The organism is Aquimarina sp. MAR_2010_214 (assembly GCF_002846555.1).
In the GTDB taxonomy this organism is placed as follows: Bacteria; Bacteroidota; Bacteroidia; order Flavobacteriales; family Flavobacteriaceae; genus Aquimarina.
Map to the genome: position 1 here is coordinate 911,293 of NZ_PJMS01000001.1, position 20,402 is coordinate 931,694.

At 32.3% G+C, this 20,402-nt stretch carries 18 protein-coding genes; 13 read left to right on the plus strand and 5 right to left on the minus strand.

Annotated features, from left to right (window positions below; genetic code table 11):
• Nucleotides 1-6: 6 nt before the first annotated feature.
• From ATE84_RS03970 to ATE84_RS03985, 4 genes are all read right to left on the minus strand, one after another.
• Nucleotides 7-318 (minus strand): hypothetical protein, encoded by a 312-nt coding sequence (locus ATE84_RS03970; protein WP_101445985.1) that lies wholly within the window; start codon nucleotides 316-318, stop codon nucleotides 7-9.
• Between the two features lie 110 nt (nucleotides 319-428).
• Nucleotides 429-1,490 (minus strand): AraC family transcriptional regulator, encoded by a 1,062-nt coding sequence (locus ATE84_RS03975; protein WP_101445987.1) that lies wholly within the window; start codon nucleotides 1,488-1,490, stop codon nucleotides 429-431.
• A gap of 190 nt (nucleotides 1,491-1,680) precedes the next feature.
• Nucleotides 1,681-1,872, minus strand: a complete 192-nt coding sequence (locus tag ATE84_RS03980; RefSeq protein ID WP_143273564.1) for a hypothetical protein — start codon at nucleotides 1,870-1,872, stop codon at nucleotides 1,681-1,683.
• Nucleotides 1,873-2,395: 523 nt separating this feature from the next.
• The gene (locus ATE84_RS03985; RefSeq protein WP_101445990.1) at nucleotides 2,396-3,052 is read right to left on the minus strand and encodes a DUF3592 domain-containing protein; all 657 of its coding nucleotides are present in this window, start codon (nucleotides 3,050-3,052) and stop codon (nucleotides 2,396-2,398) included.
• Between the two features lie 259 nt (nucleotides 3,053-3,311).
• Here ATE84_RS03985 and ATE84_RS03990 point away from each other — a divergent pair, with 259 nt between their 5' ends.
• The 11 genes from ATE84_RS03990 to atpG all read left to right on the plus strand — a co-directional run bounded on the left by ATE84_RS03990 (nucleotide 3,312) and on the right by atpG (nucleotide 14,153).
• Nucleotides 3,312-5,966 (plus strand): hypothetical protein, encoded by a 2,655-nt coding sequence (locus ATE84_RS03990; protein ID WP_101445992.1) that lies wholly within the window; start codon nucleotides 3,312-3,314, stop codon nucleotides 5,964-5,966.
• A gap of 21 nt (nucleotides 5,967-5,987) precedes the next feature.
• Entirely contained in the window at nucleotides 5,988-6,434 is a 447-nt protein-coding gene (locus ATE84_RS03995) for a polymer-forming cytoskeletal protein (protein WP_101445994.1), read from the plus strand.
• 88 nt (nucleotides 6,435-6,522) lie between these two features.
• Nucleotides 6,523-6,696, plus strand: coding sequence for a hypothetical protein (locus ATE84_RS26020; protein ID WP_158237169.1), 174 nt, complete (start codon nucleotides 6,523-6,525; stop codon nucleotides 6,694-6,696).
• 60 nt (nucleotides 6,697-6,756) lie between these two features.
• Nucleotides 6,757-6,987, plus strand: coding sequence for an AtpZ/AtpI family protein (locus ATE84_RS04000; protein WP_233195742.1), 231 nt, complete (start codon nucleotides 6,757-6,759; stop codon nucleotides 6,985-6,987).
• 611 nt (nucleotides 6,988-7,598) lie between these two features.
• On the plus strand, nucleotides 7,599-8,669 hold the full coding sequence (gene atpB, locus ATE84_RS04010; RefSeq protein ID WP_101450827.1) for a F0F1 ATP synthase subunit A: 1,071 nt from the start codon (nucleotides 7,599-7,601) through the stop codon (nucleotides 8,667-8,669).
• Between the two features lie 31 nt (nucleotides 8,670-8,700).
• On the plus strand, nucleotides 8,701-8,892 hold the full coding sequence (atpE, locus tag ATE84_RS04015; RefSeq protein WP_101445998.1) for an ATP synthase F0 subunit C: 192 nt from the start codon (nucleotides 8,701-8,703) through the stop codon (nucleotides 8,890-8,892).
• Nucleotides 8,893-8,990: 98 nt separating this feature from the next.
• Nucleotides 8,991-9,491, plus strand: a complete 501-nt coding sequence (locus ATE84_RS04020; RefSeq protein ID WP_101446000.1) for a F0F1 ATP synthase subunit B — start codon at nucleotides 8,991-8,993, stop codon at nucleotides 9,489-9,491.
• Nucleotides 9,492-9,496: 5 nt separating this feature from the next.
• Nucleotides 9,497-10,024 carry an ATP synthase F1 subunit delta gene (gene atpH / locus ATE84_RS04025; protein ID WP_101446002.1) on the plus strand — a complete coding sequence of 176 codons (528 nt, stop codon included), beginning with the start codon at nucleotides 9,497-9,499 and terminating at the stop codon, nucleotides 10,022-10,024.
• 9 nt (nucleotides 10,025-10,033) lie between these two features.
• On the plus strand, nucleotides 10,034-11,566 hold the full coding sequence (locus ATE84_RS04030) for a hypothetical protein (protein WP_101446004.1): 1,533 nt from the start codon (nucleotides 10,034-10,036) through the stop codon (nucleotides 11,564-11,566).
• A 20-nt stretch (nucleotides 11,567-11,586) separates the two neighbouring features.
• Complete coding sequence (gene atpA, locus ATE84_RS04035; protein WP_101446005.1) at nucleotides 11,587-13,167, plus strand: F0F1 ATP synthase subunit alpha; 1,581 nt, start codon at nucleotides 11,587-11,589, stop codon at nucleotides 13,165-13,167.
• A gap of 122 nt (nucleotides 13,168-13,289) precedes the next feature.
• A complete protein-coding gene (atpG, locus tag ATE84_RS04040; protein WP_101446007.1) occupies nucleotides 13,290-14,153 on the plus strand; it encodes an ATP synthase F1 subunit gamma in 864 nt (287 codons plus the stop codon).
• Between the two features lie 79 nt (nucleotides 14,154-14,232).
• Here the strand turns inward: atpG and ATE84_RS04045 are convergent, their stop codons facing one another.
• The gene (locus ATE84_RS04045) at nucleotides 14,233-17,070 is read right to left on the minus strand and encodes a T9SS type A sorting domain-containing protein (protein WP_158237170.1); all 2,838 of its coding nucleotides are present in this window, start codon (nucleotides 17,068-17,070) and stop codon (nucleotides 14,233-14,235) included.
• Nucleotides 17,071-17,554: 484 nt separating this feature from the next.
• On the opposite strand from ATE84_RS04045, the gene ATE84_RS04050 reads away from it, so the two are divergent.
• Both ATE84_RS04050 and ATE84_RS04055 read left to right on the plus strand, forming a co-directional pair.
• Entirely contained in the window at nucleotides 17,555-17,965 is a 411-nt protein-coding gene (locus ATE84_RS04050; RefSeq protein WP_143273565.1) for a hypothetical protein, read from the plus strand.
• A 304-nt stretch (nucleotides 17,966-18,269) separates the two neighbouring features.
• Entirely contained in the window at nucleotides 18,270-20,144 is a 1,875-nt protein-coding gene (locus ATE84_RS04055; protein ID WP_101446012.1) for a hydrolase/aminopeptidase, read from the plus strand.
• Nucleotides 20,145-20,402 lie beyond the last annotated feature (258 nt).

Consider the following 20,402-nt stretch of genomic DNA (forward strand, 5'->3'; position numbering starts at 1 on the left):
ATTCGTCTAATTACACCCTACAGAAAAACCGGTAAAAACATCTCGATATTCATTGGTAGGTATTTCCATCCCACCACAGAATTGGTATTTTCTGTCGGTTCTATAATTAGCACAAAGATTTGCAATACATGAACAACTATTACCGACAGGTCTCCAACCTGTGGTACAACCCATATTTTCTAAAGTAGATTTTTTTAGGTTGTTGGCATTTATTTTCTCTAATGGAGTCAATAAGAATATAGATACTAAAATTGCACATGCTAAGGCAAATGAAGTTTTTAAAAACTGTCCTTTTGATTTTAAGAAATACTTTTTCATGATTTGTTGTATTTAACTGATTAATAAATTGTTATTCAGTATAAAATTACTAACCAACCATCATGTGCAGGATATAAAAAACCTTGTAAAACGTTAACTTAAATTATTCTTTACTCTTTTTTATTCAAGTTTCGGTATTTAGAAGGTGTAGTAGAGGTGTGTTTTGTAAAAGCCTTATAAAAAGTTACCTTATTATTGAAACCCGACTCTGTTGCTATAGCTTCTATTTTGTAAATATTGTATGTAGTGTCTTTCAATAATTTTTGAGAATAGGCTATCCTGTATTTGTTTACGTAGTCGTTAAAATTTTCTTGAATGAGTTCAGAAAAAGTTTGTGAAATTTGATAAGGTTTCACATTAAGTTCTTTGGCCAAATAACCAATGGTAAGATCATTTTTTAAAAATATTAAATGATGAATAAACAGCTCAGTAATTTTCTTTTGAATTTGAGCCATGCCATCATAATCCAATGTAGAATTTGAGTATTTTTTCTTAATCTCGTTAAGAAATTGAGGGTTTGTATAGAGAATAATCCCAACAACAAAAATCATGGTATTATTAAACAAATAATAATAAGCAAATTGGCGCCATCCATCGGCAAATAAAGTAAGGAATGAAATAATTATAGTAGAACAGATGTATATAATCGCAAGCGTAAATAGATATACTAATACATTTGATGATAGTTTTGCCCGGTTTTTTATGGTTATATAAATAACGCCAATTGCATATAATAGTTGATGAATGGCCCTGGCGTAATTTATAGGCATGATTTGATCCAAAAAACGTTCTCTCATATATTGTAAGCGCTCTTCATTGGGGAGCATCAAAATATCTATAATGAGAATATATATAATTATAAATGCTATAAAATGTAAACCATCAATTTTTGAATACCTGTTTTTGTCATAGATAAAAGATTGAAAATGAAACCATAAAAAAGGGCCATAAAGAAAACCCATATCGAAATAAAACCATCCTAAAAATTGAGGATATACTATTGATAGTTTACTGGTGCCATAAAGAAACACAAATATTTCTAAACCAAATATTCCAGAAAAAAAAGCGATAGTCCAGCTTTTTAGATTTTTAGAATGTTTGAAGAAAATTCCTCCTGAAATAAAAAGGATTGTAAGAGCTTGTATGAGAAGAAAATACCTGATGATGGTCATATTGAAAAAATGATGGACAACTCAGCTCTTTTTTTAAACCAATGAGATGTTTCAATTTTCGAGAAGAGAGTGCCGTAAAATACCTTTCAATAGTAGAAGAAAGGTAAAAAAGACATGTTTTTTTGACATATAGGGTATTGAAATTCAATTTCAACACCCTACATTATTTTAGACTAAAAAGAAAAAGCAGTTAGTTCCAGCAGGTACCACCAGGCTGAAGACCAGGATAAGAATCTAAAAAACATAATTCTATAGCATAACAACACCCCTGACCACCAGGACAATCTTGGTGACTAGTGCAAGGTCTGTGTGCACCACCTTTAATTTTTTGCTGTTGCCTTTTGCTTAATGTTTTACCTAAGTTTAACAATTTTGATTTCATAATAAGAGTTTTAAGAGATTTTGCCTTAAACATTTATAGACACTTAAGACATGAGTCTAAAATTTTGACAGAATGATAGTATGTAAAAATTACAATGAATTTATTGAATAATTTTCACCTAGAAAACAAATCGCAATTATATTTAATAATTTGATAATCAATAACATGTTGATGTTATGATTGCCTTAATTCTCAGTATAATGTTCTGATCGATAATTAGTACATTAAAAATGGTAATCACTGTTATTGTACTTATTGATAACTCAGCAGTGATTGTTCTTGATGTAACCTTTGCCAATTTGAATACCAAGACACAAATTCGTTTAAAAAAATGAGAACTAACTAGAGACTCCAATATTACTCTTTAGGTATCCATTCATGATTTGATGTATGTTACTGAAGTGTGTAAGCGAATTGTTGTGTTGGACAAGGAGAAGTAGTAAATCCTTTCAATATCAGAAGAGGCATTTTAATAAATTATACGATGATATTCGACAGAAAGACTCCAAATAAAGAAGATATGTCAAAAAGAAAACATATTTCTAGCCACATATCCTATAACTATTAAAAAACCACCAAAAATTAATAACCCTGTAGGGAGACCATATTTTTCCCAAGAATTATCTAGAAATAGTTTTTTGTTTTTCGGAAATTCAGGACTTATATATAATGATATTTCTTCACCTTTTACATATTCTCGACTAGAAGAAGATACCTTAGCTTTTCTGTTATACATTTTTCCGTTCATTTCAAACTCAAAAACTGGAGTATACATTGTAGTTGTAGTGTTATCAGAGCGACTTTGATAAGAATCATATTTTACTATAATAGCTTCTATTTTTTTGGCATTTGATAAAAAAATAAGCCTTTCAGTAAATTGATATAAACTAGAGAGCAATAAAACAAATCCTATACCTGAGAGCAAAATAAAAATAACAAAAGAGACTCTCTTAGATTTTGTTTTCTTATGATCTAGAAAAAGAGTTTGTGAAGAAGATGAATCTGTATTATGTAGAACATTGCGATCATTATTTTTAAGAACATTTAATAACTCTTTTAATTCCTGTTGTCCTGGATTACAATTTTCCTTTATATACTTAAGAGCTTCTTTTTTATGATTTGATTCCCATAATTTGTTTATATGGTTTATATCACTTTTGGTAAAAGATGTGTTTTTCATAATTTTTTATAAAGGTTAAAAATTGAAACAATACAGAAAACACTGTTTTTTTGATAAACATCTTGGATTAGCAATTTATACAAATAATGTTTTGTGTCATTGTTAATAACCTAAGAAAACACAATGAAAATAGTATTAGTAGGTAGAAAAATATGTTAACAACCCGTTTTTTAACGAAAGAAATGTATTTTTACAACGCACACACAATTTTTGTGTACAATCAACATACTAAAAGTCAAGTTTTTTAGTTATCACACGTATGAATTTATCTGGTTTGGGCAGAAAATTATTAAAGACCGCGCTGATATTGCTTTTGGCAATTATAGGATTTGCTTGTTCTCGTAAAAAAGACAAGTTTATAAATCGTACGTGGCATGATGTTACCACAAAAAATAATACACTATATAATGGCCGATTGGCTTTTGATGTAGGTAAGCAAGATATTATTCAGTCCTACAAAGACAATTTTTGGGAGTTGTTACCTGTAGAAAGGATGATCGTAAGTGAAGACGTTAGACTTCCTAACGAAGTGCTTAATAAAAACTTTGATAGAGCAGAGGAAAAGTCGGTAAAAGCAATTCAAAAACACAGTATGCTTATTGATAATAAGGAACGTAATCCTAAGATCGATGAAGCATTTTTGTTATTAGGTAAAGCTCGTTATTTCGAACAACGTTTTGTGCCTGCGCTTGAAGCTTTTAACTATATCTTATATAAATACCCCACAAGTAATACGATCAATCACGCCAAAGTGTGGAGAGCTAAAACAAATCTTCGCCTCGATAATAATGATAAAGCGATAGAGGATTTGACTAGAATGATCGAGCAAGAGTTTATGAAACCTCAGGATTATGCAGATGCAGTAGCTATGATGGCTCAAGCATATATCAACCTAGAAAGAAAAGACTCTGCCGTTACTTATATTACTAAAGCTGCCGTTCATACCAGAAAAAATGAAGAGAAAGGCAGATATCTCTATATAAAGGGACAATTATTAAATGAATTGGGGTATAAGGATAGTGCAAATTATGCTTTTGATCAGGTTATAGACCTCAACAGAAGAGCACCTAGAAAATATATGATGAATGCCTATATGGCAAAAGCTCGAAATTTTAATTACGAAAACGGTAATAAAGAAGAATTTCTCGAATTATTAGCTGATCTTGAAAAAAATCGAGAAAATCGACCATTTTTGGATAAAATATACAACCAAAAAGCAGTTTATTTTAAAACCTTAGATTCTATTGATCTGGCTATAGCGTATTATAATAAATCATTGAGAACAAAGTCTGAAGATAAGTACTTAGAATCTCTTAACTATTATACCCTTGGAGATATTAGTTTTGATAGAAAAGAGTATGCTATTTCTGGAGCGTATTATGATAGCACACTTCAGCGAATGATTGTAGATTCAAAACGGTATAGAGTATTAAAGAAAAAAAGAGATAATCTTGACGACGTTATTCTATATGAAGGTATTGCCAAAACAAATGATAGTATTCTTACTATTTTGGCCATGGCACCAGAGCAGAGAATAACGTATTATGCAGAGTATACCGATGCGTTAAAAACAAAAGCTTTAGAAGAAGAAAAAGCTGCAGAAGTTGCCAGAATAAAAGATAATTTACCAGTAGAACAAAGGTACAGGCAACCAGGTTCCGGATTTAGGACAGACACTAAAGGACCAAAGGTAGAAGGAGGAATCTTTTACTTCTATAATCAAACTACGGTAGCTTATGGTAAAACTGCTTTCAAAAGAACGTATGGAAATAGAGAACTACAAGACAATTGGAGAGTTTCAAGTATTTCTAATCCGGGCGCTGTCTCTACAATAGAGAAAGAAAAAAAGGATGAATATTCTATCGATACAGATCCAACGTTTGATCCGCAAACCTATATTGCTCAATTACCAACTGATCCTTCAGCTATTGATAGCCTTCAAACTGATCGTAACTTTGCTTACTATCAACTTGGAGTTATATATAAAGAAAAATTTCAGGAGTATGGTTTAGCTATAGATAAATTAGAAGATCTATTGCAGAGCAATCCCGAAAAACGACTAATTGTTCCTTCTAAGTATAATTTGTATAAAATCTATTTGACACAGGGAAATACGTCGAAATCCAATGCAATGATGCAGGATATTATTAACAATCATGGAGAATCGAGATACGCCAAAATTCTTCAGAACCCTGATGAAGCATTAAAAGATGATGAAAATAGCCCTAAATCAATATATAATAGGTTGTATAGGGATTTTCAGAATCAAAAATATGCATCAGTAATAAAAGAAAGCGATGAGATGATTATAAAATTTGGAGGAGATGAAGATTTTTTACCCAAATTTGAATTATTAAAAGCTCAGGCGATAGGTCGATATAGAGGGTTTGAAGCCTATAAGGAAGCGCTTAATTATGTGTCTCTTAATTACCCTCAAAGCCCTGAAGGTAAAAAGGCCCAGGTGATTTATCAGGTTACGATTCCGCAAATTCAGGATAATGCATTTTTGATTGATGTAAATGAACAAAATAACCATAAGCTGGTTTATGCATTTTCTACTTTTGGAGACAATCAGGCACAAGGATTAAAAGAACAGATAGAAGCTATTATCAAAGAACTTCGATATGAGAAGATGAAAGTTTCCTTAGATATATATAATAAAGATCAACAATTTGTAGTTGTACATACAAATGGAAATAAATTAGCCGCAGAAGGGTTGGCAGAATTATTGTCTTTAGGTAAAACTGAAGATACTCGTGGTGTAGATTTAACTAAATGGGATAGAAAAAAGAAATATTATGAAAAAGTAGAGGCTGCGTTTTTTACGATAGCATCTCCAAATTATAGAATACTTCAGATTCATAAAAATCTCGAAAAATATATTCAATCAGAACCAGAACCAGAAACCGAATAATCATTTAATCCCCCTTATATTATGTTTTCAGACAACAAAAAAGGAAGAGATTACGGCAATACGACCGATTTCTCACGCAATCAAAACAAAATCTCAGAAGGAACTAAAATCGTTGGAGATGTTATTTCTGAAGGAGGTTTTAGAATTGAAGGGACCATCGAAGGAACTTTTAAAACTACTGGTAAAGTAGTAGTAGGAACATCAGGCTTTATTAAAGGAACATTAGAATGCTCTGATGCAGATTTCGAAGGTAAGTTCTCAGGAACTCTTAATGTATCAAACACCTTATCTTTAAAGCCAACTGCACATATCGAAGGCGAAGTTACTGTAGGTAAATTAGCTGTAGAGCCAGGAGCAAACTTTAACGCATCTTGTTCTATGAAAGGAAGTGTAAAATCGTTGGGTAAATCTGGTGAACAAAAATCTTCACAGCCACAAACGACGCAAGGGCAAGGGAAATCAGCTTAGGTTGAAAGTTTGTATTGCACATTAAGTTTCTCTTGATTGAGAAAATACAAACTTCTGATGTAAAAGTGTAATTCTAAATAAAGTGTAGATGAAAAACATCAATTCTATAAAAACACTCAATAAGAATCAATTAGAGAGTGTCAAGGGAGGAAGCTCTCCTCACAGAGCTAGAGGAGAATCATTCTCGTTGTTAAAAAATCTCGACGATTTAGTAATTACTTATTTTTCTGGCCATGGTGTTGGAGACGGAACTGGGGAATAAGTTTTCTGTATAATTAGAATGCTTATTAAAAGCAATACTTTTTCTTAATAAAAAGAAACCTTGAAAAAGAATAATCGAGGTAAAAAAACCTTTAACAAATATATTGCCCTTACAGGAATAGCTTTCCAAATGGGAGCTACCATATTCCTATGTGCTTATGCGGGAAAAAAACTGGATGCTTATTATGAGTTAGAAAAGCAATGGTTTACCATGGGATTTATACTCTTTGGGGTAACTGCTTCTATATATCTGGTAATTAAGCAACTCAATCGAATTAATAAATCAGATTGACTATTAATGTATCAGTATTAGATTTTTAAACTCCCTAAATGCTTCTGTACTATTTAGAAAATTTAGATATTTGATGAGTTTATTTTTTGAATAAAGAATTTTAATACGCTAATGGGAAAGAACGTATTCCGTTTTTTATTTCTTTTCACTATTGTAATATCGGGTAGTTATATGATCCATATGGGTATCATAAACACCTTTTTACTTGAAAGAAATATTAATATTATCAAGTTTTCGTACATATTCAATAGTGTATTCACCTTTGTGTTTACAATGGTTATATTAGTACTAAGCAAAAAATTTAAGGATCAACTTGGTTTTATTTTTATGGGAGGTAGTCTTATAAAAATTGGAGTTTTTATAGCCATCAGTAAGCTTAGTGATTTTGAAATGAGTAAAAGCGTCTTTCTTGATTTTTTTGTTGCCTATTTAATCTGTTTGATCTTCGAAGTCTACTATGTCTCAAGGATTTTGAATTCTTCTAAATAATTGAATTTCAGAAACTTAATGATTTTCGGGTAATCTTAAACTTATTTAGTCAAAATAGTTTAAGAATCTAACATAATTATGTACATTTGCACCGAAATTTAGGAACCGAAATTTTACGCGTAATGCAAAAATGTACTGTAGTTAAAATTTTATTGATTTTTAGTCTGGTCTTTACGACAGGAAACTTATTCGCCAAAGAATCCGAGAAAAAGGAAGGTGAAGGAGGTTTAAAGACAGAGATCAAAGAATTTATAGATCATCACCTTCAAGACTCACACGATTTCACATTGTTTTCTGATAAAGAAGCAAACAAGCATTATGGATTTCCATTACCAGTTATCTTATGGGATAATGGGTTGAAGCTTTTCTCTTCTTCCAAATTTCATCATGGAGAAACTGTTGCTGAGGTTGATGGTAATTACTATAAACTTTACCATTCAAAAATTTATAAAACAGATGCATCAGGGACGATCAATTATGATGAGGATCACCATGCGACCAATACAAAACCATTAGATTTTTCGATCACAAAAAATGTAGTGAGTATTTTATTAATTGGCTTGCTTATGTTTTTTATGTTTAGTCGTCTGGCTAAATCATATAAGAAAAATAATGGTATTCCTACAGGGGTTGGACGTTTCTTAGAGCCTCTTGTGCTTTTTGTTAGAGATGAGATTGCTATTCCAAATATTGGAGAAAAAAATTATAAAAGATATATGAGCTTTTTGCTTACAGTGTTTTTCTTTATCTGGTTATTAAACCTTTTAGGGATGACTCCATTGGCTGTTAATGTCACTGGAAATATTGCTGTAACATTTGCTTTGGCACTAATCACGTTTTTAATCACTAACCTTACTGCTAATAAAAATTACTGGGGTCACATTTTTTGGATGCCAGGAGTACCTACTTTTATGAAGGTGGTTTTAGCACCAATAGAGTTATTAGGGGTTTTTATCAAACCATTCTCGTTAATGATTCGTTTATATGCAAATATGACTGCAGGTCACGTGGTGATAATGAGTATCATTGGTATGATGTTCTTATTTAAAAGTTGGATTGGTAGCCCATTATCATTTGGATTGTCTTTTGCGTTGTCAATATTAGAATTGTTGGTAGCTGCATTACAAGCATATATATTTACGATGTTGTCTGCGTTATACTTTGGTATGGCGACTGAAGAGGCACATCACTAATTTTGAACGTTTAATTTTTAATTATATAATTATGGAAATTCCAAATATTGTTGGTGCAGGTTTAATCGTAATCGGAGCTGGTATTGGTATTGGTAGAATCGGTGGACAGGCAATGGAAGCTATCGCTCGTCAACCAGAAGCTTCTGGTAAAATCCAAACAGCTATGCTTATTGCAGCAGCACTTATTGAAGGTATTGGATTTGCTGCATTATTTGCAGCTTAATTCATTTAATACAGATGATAACAACTGCAACGGTTGGTTGCAGTTGTTCATTTTGAGTTTTTTTAAAATTAAACGGTAAAAAGATAACATAATTAATTATGGATAAGTTAATAAATGATTTTTCATTCGGTCTGTTTTTCTGGCAGATATTACTTTTTGTAGGTTTATTATTATTATTAAGAAAATTTGCCTGGAAACCTATTTTAGAGGCTGTAAATAATCGTGAAGAAGGAATCAAGAATGCATTAGAATCTGCAGAAGAAGCAAGAAAAGAAATGCAAAACCTTCAAGCTGATAATGAGCGAATCCTAAATGAAGCGAGAGCAGATCGTGATGGGATGCTTAAAGAAGCAAGACAGCTTAAAGAGAATATAATTACTGATGCAAAGTCTGAAGCACAAGCAGAAGCTGATAAAATTGTAGCACAAGCACAAGCTACTATAGCTAGTGAGAAAAAAGCAGCAATTGCAGAGCTTAAGAATCAGGTTGCAGGACTTTCTGTAGAGATTGCAGAAAAAGTAGTAAGAAAAGAATTATCTGGCAAAGAGAAACAACTAGAATTAGTTGAATCTATGTTAGAGGACGTTACTTTAAATTAAACTAAATGAGTAGAGCAGCAATACGTTATGCTAAAGCAGTTTTGAGTCTGGCTCAAGACAAAAAGGCTACTGAAGATGTTCAGAAGGACATGCAAAGTATTATCGCTACAGTTAGCGGTAGCGCCGAGCTCAGAATGGTGTTAAGTAGTCCATTGATCAAAAGTGAAGTAAAACTTTCTTCATTGCGTGAGATTTTTAAAAGTACGGGTGAGATTACTCAAAAACTTTTTGATGTGTTAATCGAAAATAAAAGAGTGAATTTGCTAGATGATGTAGCCAAGCAATACATTATTTTGTTTGATCAATTAAATAATACTCAAGTTGCAAAAGTAACTACAGCAGTACCATTGGATAAAGGATTAAGCGCTAAAGTTTTGGCCAAGATTAAAGAATTAACAGGTAATGAGGCTACCATAGAAAATGTAATCGATGAAAGTATTATCGGTGGATTTATTCTTAGAGTAGGTGATTTACAGTATAATGCAAGTATAGCAAATAAGCTTACTAGCTTAAGAAGAGAATTAAGTAATTAGTAAAGTTATATGAACACCCCAAAAATAATAGCAGTATTTGTATCCTTATTTTTTATTTTTTCAGCTTCGGCTCAAAAAATAAAAATAAAGAAGGGTGTTGTTTTTATTGATAAAGTAGAGATACCTATTAAGGTCGATTCTGAGTATGTAACGACAAAGGGAGGTATTATGGGGGATTTTCATCAAATCCTTACTTTTTCTAATACTTCAACGTCTAATGTATTTGTAATAGTAGAGCACATAGGAAAAATGATGTCTCCTAATGGTGTAAAAGAAACATGGCTAGAAATTTCTGATCCAAGTAAAGAAAAAACAAATAGTGTTGATCTTGATAGAGCATTTGGAGGTGGTAGCAAGAAGGGAATTATAAAACATTTGATTAATAAATATCAGTTCTTTAATGTCGAAGGCGTAGTTGATCAAAATAAGATCACAGAATTTTTTGATACAAAGACTGAAAGTAAAGCAAAAAATAAAGCAAATAAAGGGAAGGCTAAAGCAAAAAAATCCAAAGCATTAATAAGCAAAATAAGGCCCTTTGTTAAAAATGATTTAACGACTATTGTAACTGGAGGAGCAATGGGGACCAAAGTAATTGGAACCGTAAATGCCCCAGATAAATATCATGATACAAGAACTACACCAATCAAAGTATATGATTTGGATAATAACTTAGTGGCTTCAGCAACAACAGATATATTATCCCCAGTAATCATTTCTTTAATTGATGGTTCGACTTTTGAATATAAAAACAAATACCAATTAAGTGGTGGTTTGGGTAATAAAGATTTCCTTACTGAATTAGTAGAGAAAATTGTAGGTAAAGGATATGCGCTGGGAAGTCAAATAAATAAAGAAAAAGAAGTTGCGCATCAGGAGGAAAATGAAAAAAAAGCTATTCAACATGAAAAGGATAAAGCCAATTATGAAGTAGCTAAAAGAAATTCTTCAAATATCTACCATAAAAAAGGCTATGTAATTGATGAAAAAGGAGTGAAAAGGGAAGGAGATATTTCTATAGCTTTTCAAAAAATTAAAAACCCTGCAGATTGGGGTGGAATGGTTGATATTAGCTCCTATGGAAATAGTTTAGCATTAAGATATATAGATAAGAAAGGAAAGAAAAAAATTAAATCATTTTCAGCTAAGAAAGGAACACGTTTTTGCCTAATTAATGAAGATGGGTCTGAGGTATGTTATCAAGGAATGAAAATTCAAGGTAATGGACTTCTTGGTCAAGCGGCAACTGTAACTTTTGAAGGAGTGGGCGAAGTACAATATGTAAAAGAAGTGCTCAAAGAAGGAAAAATAACAGTATATCAAAGTACACCAAGTAATAAATATGTAATAAGAACTGAAGATCAAGAAAAAGCATTTAATTTTGTATTTGGTGCATTAATTAAGAAAGAAAAGAAATTAGCTAAGTTAAAGGAATATCTTAACGGATGTGATTATGGTGATGGCACATATGATGAGGCTAGTTTTGAAAATATTGATAAAATAAAAGAACTAATTAATTTTTATAACAACTCTTGTAAGTAACAAGAGAAATCATAATAGTTATGGCAGAAGTGAATCCTGCTGAAGTATCAGCAATATTAAAACAACAATTATCTGGATTTGAAGCATCAGCTTCATTAGAAGAGGTAGGAACAGTATTACAAATTGGGGATGGTATCGCCAGAGTATACGGATTGTCTAATGCTCAATATGGAGAATTAGTACAGTTTGAATCTGGTTTAGAAGGTATCGTACTTAACTTAGAAGAAGATAATGTTGGGGTAGTACTTTTAGGTTCTTCGATCGAAGTTAAAGAAGGTGCAACTGTAAAACGTACACAGCGTATTGCATCGATTAACGTTGGAGAAGGAATAGTAGGTCGTGTTGTAGACACACTTGGAGCTCCTATCGATGGTAAAGGTGCAATAGAAGGTGAAACTTTCGAAATGCCATTAGAACGTAAAGCTCCTGGTGTAATTTTTCGTCAACCAGTAACCGAGCCCCTTCAAACTGGGATTAAGTCTATTGATGCAATGGTACCTGTAGGTAGAGGACAACGTGAGTTGGTAATCGGTGACCGTCAAACTGGAAAAACAACAGTTTGTATTGATACGATCCTAAACCAAAAAGAATTTTATGATGCTGGGGAACCAGTATATTGTATATATGTTGCTATAGGGCAAAAAGCATCTACAGTAGCATTAATTGCTAAGGTACTTGAAGATAAGGGTGCAATGGCATATACTACTATCGTAGCGGCTAATGCTTCTGATCCTGCTCCAATGCAAGTATACGCTCCATTTGCCGGTGCTGCAATCGGAGAGTATTTTCGTGATACAGGACGTCCTGCTTTAATTATCTATGATGATCTATCTAAACAAGCAGTAGCATATCGTGAAGTATCATTATTATTACGTCGTCCACCAGGTCGTGAAGCATATCCTGGAGATGTTTTCTATCTTCACTCTAGATTATTAGAGCGTTCTGCAAAAGTAATTGCTGATGATACTATTGCTAAAGATATGAATGACCTTCCTGATTCTTTAAAAGATAAAGTAAAAGGTGGTGGATCATTAACAGCATTGCCGATTATCGAAACACAGGCAGGTGACGTATCTGCATATATCCCTACAAACGTAATCTCGATTACCGATGGTCAGATATTCTTAACGTCAGATTTATTTAACTCTGGTGTACGTCCGGCGATTAACGTAGGTATCTCTGTATCTCGTGTGGGTGGAAATGCACAGATTAAATCAATGAAAAAAGTAGCAGGTACACTAAAATTAGATCAAGCACAGTTTCGTGAATTAGAAGCGTTTGCTAAGTTTGGATCTGATCTTGATGCAGCTACCTTAAATGTGATCGAAAAAGGAAAACGTAACGTAGAGATTCTTAAGCAAGCACAAAATGACCCATATACTGTAGAAGATCAGATTGCGATCATCTATGCTGGTTCTAAGAACTTATTAAGAGATGTGCCTGTAAATAAAATAAAAGAATTTGAAAGTGACTATATAGAATATCTTAATGCAAAGCATAGAGATACACTAGACACTTTAAAAGCAGGAAAATTAACAGACGAGGTAATCGATGTGTTAATGGCAGCTTGTAAAGAAATTTCAGCAAAATATAAAAACTAGTATTAAGTACAGCGTATTAGAATCTAATACGCTGTACTTAATAAAATAAAGTTTACTATTTAGAATGGTATTGATCTAGAAGGTACTCACTACTAACTACTCAATACTCAATACTAAGAAAAATGGCAAATTTAAAAGAATTACGTAGTAGAATTACCTCTGTATCATCAACGATGCAAATTACCAGTGCCATGAAAATGGTATCTGCTGCAAAGTTGAATAAGGCACAGATGGCGATTACTGCAATGCGTCCTTATGCAAATAAACTTACCGAACTACTGCAAAACTTGAGTGCTTCACTAGAAGGAGATAGTGCTAGTACATATTCAGAACAGCGCGAAGTGAATAAAGTATTAGTTGTTGCTATAGCTTCTAATCGTGGTTTAGCTGGAGCTTTTAACTCTAATATTGTTAAGGCTTCAAAAGAGTTATATGGAAATGTGTATTCTGGAAAGCAAGTTGACTTTGTTACTATTGGTAAAAAAGTGAATGATATTATTTCTAAAACACATACTGTAGTTGCAAATAAGAATGAAGTTTATGATGATCTTACATTTGCTAATGTCGCTGCTATTGCAGAAGAATTGATGGAGTACTTTAATAGCGGTTCTTATGATAAGATTGTAGTTGTGTATAACAAGTTTAAAAATGCCGCTACACAAGAGGTTATAACAGAGCAATTTTTGCCAATTGTACCAATCGCTGGAGAAGCTGCTAATACAAATGTGGATTACATATTTGAACCTTCAAAAGAGGAGATTGTAGAACAATTAATTCCTAAGTCACTTAAAACACAATTGTATAAAGCAATACGTGATTCATTTGCATCAGAGCATGGTGCCCGTATGACAGCAATGCATAAGGCAACCGATAATGCAACTGAACTTAGAGATGCGCTTAAACTGTCATATAACAAAGCAAGACAAGCTTCTATCACCAATGAAATCCTTGAGATCGTAGGTGGTGCCGAAGCCTTGAATAATTAGAAGATACTTTTCTAAAATATACCAAAACCTCATAAGAAAACTTATGAGGTTTTTTATTGTTTTAAAATAATGTCATCTATTAGTTAATAATAATCTTTTGATGATAAATATTTTTGTTTGTAGATATAGTAATTAAATATAGCCCTAGATTATTTGTATTTATTCTTATAACACTAGTATTGTTTAAATAATCAATGCCAATATCAATTTCTTTTCCACTAGAATCATACACTCTAACCTTATTAATCGTCTCATTTTCGTTTACTAATATATTTAAAACACCATTTGTTGGGTTAGGGTGTATCTTTATGTTTTTATCGAATTTGTGGTTATTTGATGTTGATTTTGTAGACACTTTGTTGTTTCCTGAGACACTCTGTTTATTAGAGTCATTGCAACCGTCCCACCAGCCTATTTGACCAGTAAAGTCAAATTCTGTTGTATTACTATTTGAAACCCATACATGAGCTTTTGTATCATTTTCATCATACCGACTTAGACCCACGATATCTTCTGCGCCATTATTATCAAAATTACCGCTTGTTATTCTTCCGGTAATTGTTTTAGCATCATAACTTGTGGTATTCCACCAACCACTGGAGCCTTTGTCATAAGAGAAACCACCACCGTTAAATTTCCAGAAATGAATATTTCCAGAAGAATTGCCATTGTCATAAAAGGCGGCAATTTCATCTCTGTTGTGTGAATGGTTATAAAAGTTTCCACTAACTACTCTTCCAGTAATTTGATTAGCATCATATCCACTATTTGGATTCCACCAACCGTTAGAACCATTAGAATACGTGAAATTTGATCCATTATATTTCCAAACATGAATTACAGAGTTTCCATTTCCATTATCATAGAAAGCAGCAATTTCATCGGTATTATTGCCATCAAAATCACCACTAACTACTCTTCCAGTAATTTGATTAGCATCATATCCACTATTTGGATTCCACCAGCCTCCTGAACCTTTATAGCTAAGGGAGCTTCCATTAGATTTCCAGACATGAATCACAGAGTTTCCATTACCGTTGTCATAAAAAGCCGCTATGTCATCTTTAAAAGTATCTCCATCAAAGTCACCACTAACAACTCTTCCTGATACTTTGTCAGAATCATATCCATTAGTGTTCCACCAGCCATTAGAGCCGGCATATAAGAATTCTCCTCCATTAGATTTCCAAACGTGAATAGTTGTTTCGTAGGTTCCGGTTTTGTAGAACGCTGCAATATCATCTTCATACCCATCATTATCAAAATCTCCAACAACTACACGATCTGTAATATTGTTAGAGTTATACCATGAAGGACTTTGCCACCAACCATTACTTCCTTGGTACTCTAGGGATTCATTATTTGATTTCCAGACATTAATTTTGGTAAGACCATTTTGATAGTAAAAAAATGCTGCAATATCATCTTTATATCCATCATTATCAAAATCTCCACTCACCACTTTACCTGTGATTTCAGAAGCATTAAATCCTGCCTCTATATAGTTTGGACGTGTCCATGAAAGTACAGAGGTGTTATTACTTACTGCATTTAAATAATTTGTATAATAACCGACGGCATTCATATGTTCAGGTTCATTTGAACTTAATTCTTTAGCAAAACAATTGGCAATATTTTTTAGATGGTTGAGATCTTGTGCGGAGTAATGTTCACTATCTTTTCCATAATATGTAAGTAATACAATTGGTTCTATATAGGATCCTGCTCCACCTCTTGAATTAGTGTTACTAAAAACATAAAAATCAGAATGCTCTAATATTCCAGTATTTGTTGGGTGATCTTTTACCCACCATTCTTTTAATCTTTTTTTGGAACTATCGTACTCATTCACTCTGTATGTAGTAACATGATTTATTGCTCTATTAATTGTATTAACTACCTCTTTTTTGAAAACTGAATATTGTTCTGGAATAATATCAAATACTTCGACGAGCCCTCTTATTATTAACATATGATATCCGATTTTGGTGTCATGATAGGCTTCAGTAACTTTTTGGTCATTCTGTTTTATGTCGTCAATACCTCCGGTAAACCACACGCCTTTATTAATGGTAGAGGTTTTGTCTTGGCTATCAATTAGTTGTTGAGTTAGTACATAGATTAATGATAAATATTTACAGTCTAGGGTTGCTTTATATGCAGAACTTAATCCCCAAATGGTAAGCCCTTTTCCGTTAGAATTAACCATGGATTGCGCAATGTTTTTTTCATCACGAGTTAACCAATCGGAAGCTTTAACTATGGCATTATAAACTTCTGTTCGCTTATAATTGTATCCTGATAAGTAATACTCGGATAATAACCTCAAAGCAAAAGCAGTGGTATATGCATCTTCCGCATTTTTGTAATATTCTGCGACACTGAATTGAGATTCTCTATTAATATGAGCTATAAATCCTCCTCCTAGGCTATTTTGTTGTGGATCTGGTTTTACTTGTTGATCTAAAAGATAATCGATACCATCTTTTACAAATTCTATTTGGGTTGGATCATTAGTATGTAAATACGCCTGTAAGTGACCACGAGAAAATTTACTTGTTTCTCTAGGTAAGGGATGACATCCCCAAAATTTACCTTTACTTTCCTCTTCATTTACAAAGTTATCTTCTGCATTTTGAATTTCAGGATAATAATACCCTCTTCCCCATGCTCCTAATGGCCAGTTTACTGATGTTTCAGTTATCCAAGGTGAGGAATTCATAAGTTGTATTTTTTTTAGCCCTCTTAAGGCATTACTTCCAGATTTTAATAAATCAAAGTCTTGTGGGCTAAAAGTAACTTTAGAATATGTCTCGCTAAGATTAGCAATAGTTACATCTTGCGCGAAAACAGAAATATTAATCATAAAAAGAAGAAATATTCTGGTATTGCGATTTAAAAAAGATTGTTGTTTCATTATATAAACGGTATAGATTTTTAATTGAAATTTTATTTAAAATACAACCACACTATTATCTAAATCAGTAGTCTCTATTCTAAAAAAATGATATAGTTGAATATATATGTAGTAGCGAGACAAAATGTTACCTAAATCCAGACAATTTTGAGTTGATTTCATATTTATAAAAAATTAAGATTTTTACTTTTTCATATTAAGAAAACTCCTAACTATGCAATAAAACATATAAGATTTTTAATCAAAAATAGATTTTTTTTAACTTGACAGCTCTTATAACCATAAATTATAGTGAATTATATTATCATAATTCATTAATGTACTGCTATTAGACTTTAATGTATTAATTTCACTTTTGGCATTTGTTTTGTTTATAATATCAAAAATCTATGGAAAGATGAATTTAAAAATGATATATAGTGTTATAGGCGTTTTATTCCTACTTATAACTTGCACACAATGTGCCAGCAGTCAACAAATAGATATGAAAACTCCGATAGAGCTTAAAGATGTTTATTTTCAGAAATGGATAGCTGGGGTCGAAGGTGGCGGTTCTGGTTTTATGTTGTATATAGAAGTTAATGAGAAACCAGATGTACAATTAGAACATGCATATTTTAAAGGAAAAAAGATAGAACTGAGACATAAAACCAATGAACTTGTATATGTAGGTCATCATACGTATCCATCTAGAAAACAGGATTTGAGTATGAGCGATGATCCCAAAGAGGAATTTAAGAACCAATTACCAGTAGTTGAAGAAAAACCTCCTTTCGAACTTAAAGATAATGAGTGCATTGTTGCGTATACCAAAAATGGTAAAAAAGGATATTTTAAATTAAATAATGTACCCGAAAAAGAATTGCAAGCGTATCCGACCAGAAACAATCAGTAAATTGTATTGCTGTACTATTGGAAATTGTAAAGAAAAACTAGTCATATATTGGTGTGTTTAGAGAGACAATACATAGAACTCATCTTGAGTAGTGGTTTTAAGCCGAAAAGTATAGCTTTTGTGCCATAATGAAGTTAATTTTTTTCAGCATAGCCTTAGCTACGTTGAAAAAAAATAGCAAAATGAGGGTGCAAAATGTGAATTTTGTAGGCAAAAGCATTACTCAAGATGAGTTCATAAACTAGAAACACTACTTTTTTGAATAAAAGAGAATAATTCAACACTATAAATTTATAAATAGAAAATGAAAAAAGTAATTACCTTATTGGTGTGTGCAATACTATTGTTAGGAAGTTGTGCCGATACTAAAAAAGAAAAAATAGAATTGAAACAGGAAACTTCTTTACCTAAGTATGAAGAAGAACCACATTCTTTCGCGCAGCCAAATAAAGCAGTAATAAAACATTTGGATTTAGATATAGATGTCGATTTTGAAAAAGAAATCATTAAAGGAAGTGCTACGTATCAAATAGAAAACAACAATGCTTCAGAAATAGTTTTGGATGTTAAATTTTTGGAAATTGAGAACGTACAGGCAGATGGAGTTGATACCGATTTTTTATTAGGAAATTTTGATGAATACATGGGGCAACCGCTAAAAATTGATATTCAAAAAACCACAAAAACGATAACAATTCAATATAAAACCACCAATAAAACCGAAGCATTACAATGGTTAAGCCCACAACAAACAGCTGATAAAACACACCCTTTCTTGTTTACTCAGGGACAAGCAATATTGACTAGAACCTGGATTCCCATACAAGATAGTCCGCAGATTAGAATAACGTATAATGCTACAGTAAGTGTTCCGTCAGATTTGATGGCAGTAATGAGTGCAGAAAACCCAAAAGAGAAAACAGAAAATGGAGAGTATCAATTTAAAATGAAACAACCTATCTCCCCGTATCTGATTGCACTAGCAGTTGGGGATATTGAGTATAAGGCGATTAGTGACAGAACTGGGGTCTATGCTGAGAAATCTATGGTAGATGCTGTTCATAATGAGTTTTCAGATATGGAAAAAATGGTTGTTGCGGCCGAAAAATTATATGGAAAATATGCTTGGGAGCAATTTGATGTGATCGTATTACCACCAAGTTTTCCTTTTGGAGGAATGGAAAACCCACGCCTGACTTTTGCTACCCCTACACTAATAGCAGGAGATAAAAGCTTAACATCTGTTATAGCACATGAATTGGCACATTCCTGGTCAGGGAATTTGGTTACTAATTCAACCTGGGATGATTTTTGGCTTAATGAGGGATTTACGGTTTATTTTGAAACCCGTATAATGGAAGAATTGTATGGAGTAGATAGGGCAAATATGTTAGCATTAATTAGTAGACAAAGTTTAGATGATGAAATAGAGAGTTTTAAAGCAACACCAGATGAGACTAAATTAAAACTGAACTTAAAAGGACGAAATCCTGATGATGGTATGAATAGTATTGCCTATGAAAAAGGATACTTGTTTTTAAGAACATTGGAAGAAACAGCGGGACGTGAAAAATTCGATAAATTCCTTAACAATTACTTTCAAACACATGCCTTCTCTACTATCAGTACAGAGAAATTCATTGTTTTTTTGAATGAAAATTTATTGATTAAAGACGATATTAAGTTTAATGCTGAAGAGTGGATTTATAAAGCAGGTGTTCCAGATAATCAAGCAGTTGCAAAATCTGATAAATTTGATAAAGTCTTAGAAGCGTTAACGCAATTTATTGCAAATAATAAAGTAGATGTAAAAATTACCGAAAATTGGACAACTCAGGAATGGGTGTATTTTGTTCGCAATTTTCCAAAAGATATAAACAAAAAACATTTAGCAATGTTTGATAAAACTTTTAATCTAACAAATGCTACCAATTCTTATATTGCAATGGTTTGGTATGAGCAATCAATAAATCATGATTACCGTGGTAATAATGTAGATAAAAAAATTGAAGATTTTCTTATTACTGTTGGACGTCGTTGGTATGTTTCTACTATTTTTAAAGCCTATCAACGAAACAATAAAACAAAAGAAGCATTACTTATTTATGAGAAAGCACGACCAAACTATCATTCTGTGACTATAAATACTATTGATGATATTTTAGGTGTTAAGAAGTAATTTTTATTAGAGCATGTTTAAACAGAATACAAACTGAAGATGACTAGTTTAAGGTTTTGGCAATGGTTCAAAACATAGGTTTATCGAGATAAATACTCTTTTTTGAGCCGAAGCCAAGTTCTTGAAGTATTCTTTTTCAGGAAGTAAGGTGTTTAAACATACTCTTAGTTTTTAGTAACGAACTCGTTTAAGTTTTTTCAATTGGCTAAAAAATTTAAACGAGTTTGTTGGTAAGAAAAACGTGACAATACGTAAGAC

Coding starts and splice junctions, on each gene's coding strand:
- ATE84_RS03990 (WP_101445992.1), top strand. CDS start 3,312: ATGAATTTATCTGGTTTGGGCAGAAAATTATTAAAGACCGCGCTGATA.
- ATE84_RS04030 (WP_101446004.1), top strand. CDS start 10,034: ATGAACACCCCAAAAATAATAGCAGTATTTGTATCCTTATTTTTTATT.
- ATE84_RS04050 (WP_143273565.1), top strand. CDS start 17,555: ATGAAAACTCCGATAGAGCTTAAAGATGTTTATTTTCAGAAATGGATA.
- ATE84_RS03980 (WP_143273564.1), bottom strand. CDS start 1,872: ATGAAATCAAAATTGTTAAACTTAGGTAAAACATTAAGCAAAAGGCAA.
- ATE84_RS03985 (WP_101445990.1), bottom strand. CDS start 3,052: ATGAAAAACACATCTTTTACCAAAAGTGATATAAACCATATAAACAAA.
- atpG (WP_101446007.1), top strand. CDS start 13,290: ATGGCAAATTTAAAAGAATTACGTAGTAGAATTACCTCTGTATCATCA.
- ATE84_RS04020 (WP_101446000.1), top strand. CDS start 8,991: ATGGATAAGTTAATAAATGATTTTTCATTCGGTCTGTTTTTCTGGCAG.
- ATE84_RS03970 (WP_101445985.1), bottom strand. CDS start 318: ATGAAAAAGTATTTCTTAAAATCAAAAGGACAGTTTTTAAAAACTTCA.
- ATE84_RS26020 (WP_158237169.1), top strand. CDS start 6,523: ATGAAAAACATCAATTCTATAAAAACACTCAATAAGAATCAATTAGAG.
- atpH (WP_101446002.1), top strand. CDS start 9,497: ATGAGTAGAGCAGCAATACGTTATGCTAAAGCAGTTTTGAGTCTGGCT.
- ATE84_RS04045 (WP_158237170.1), bottom strand. CDS start 17,070: ATGAAACAACAATCTTTTTTAAATCGCAATACCAGAATATTTCTTCTT.
- ATE84_RS04055 (WP_101446012.1), top strand. CDS start 18,270: ATGAAAAAAGTAATTACCTTATTGGTGTGTGCAATACTATTGTTAGGA.
- atpB (WP_101450827.1), top strand. CDS start 7,599: ATGCAAAAATGTACTGTAGTTAAAATTTTATTGATTTTTAGTCTGGTC.
- atpA (WP_101446005.1), top strand. CDS start 11,587: ATGGCAGAAGTGAATCCTGCTGAAGTATCAGCAATATTAAAACAACAA.
- ATE84_RS03995 (WP_101445994.1), top strand. CDS start 5,988: ATGTTTTCAGACAACAAAAAAGGAAGAGATTACGGCAATACGACCGAT.
- ATE84_RS03975 (WP_101445987.1), bottom strand. CDS start 1,490: ATGACCATCATCAGGTATTTTCTTCTCATACAAGCTCTTACAATCCTT.
- atpE (WP_101445998.1), top strand. CDS start 8,701: ATGGAAATTCCAAATATTGTTGGTGCAGGTTTAATCGTAATCGGAGCT.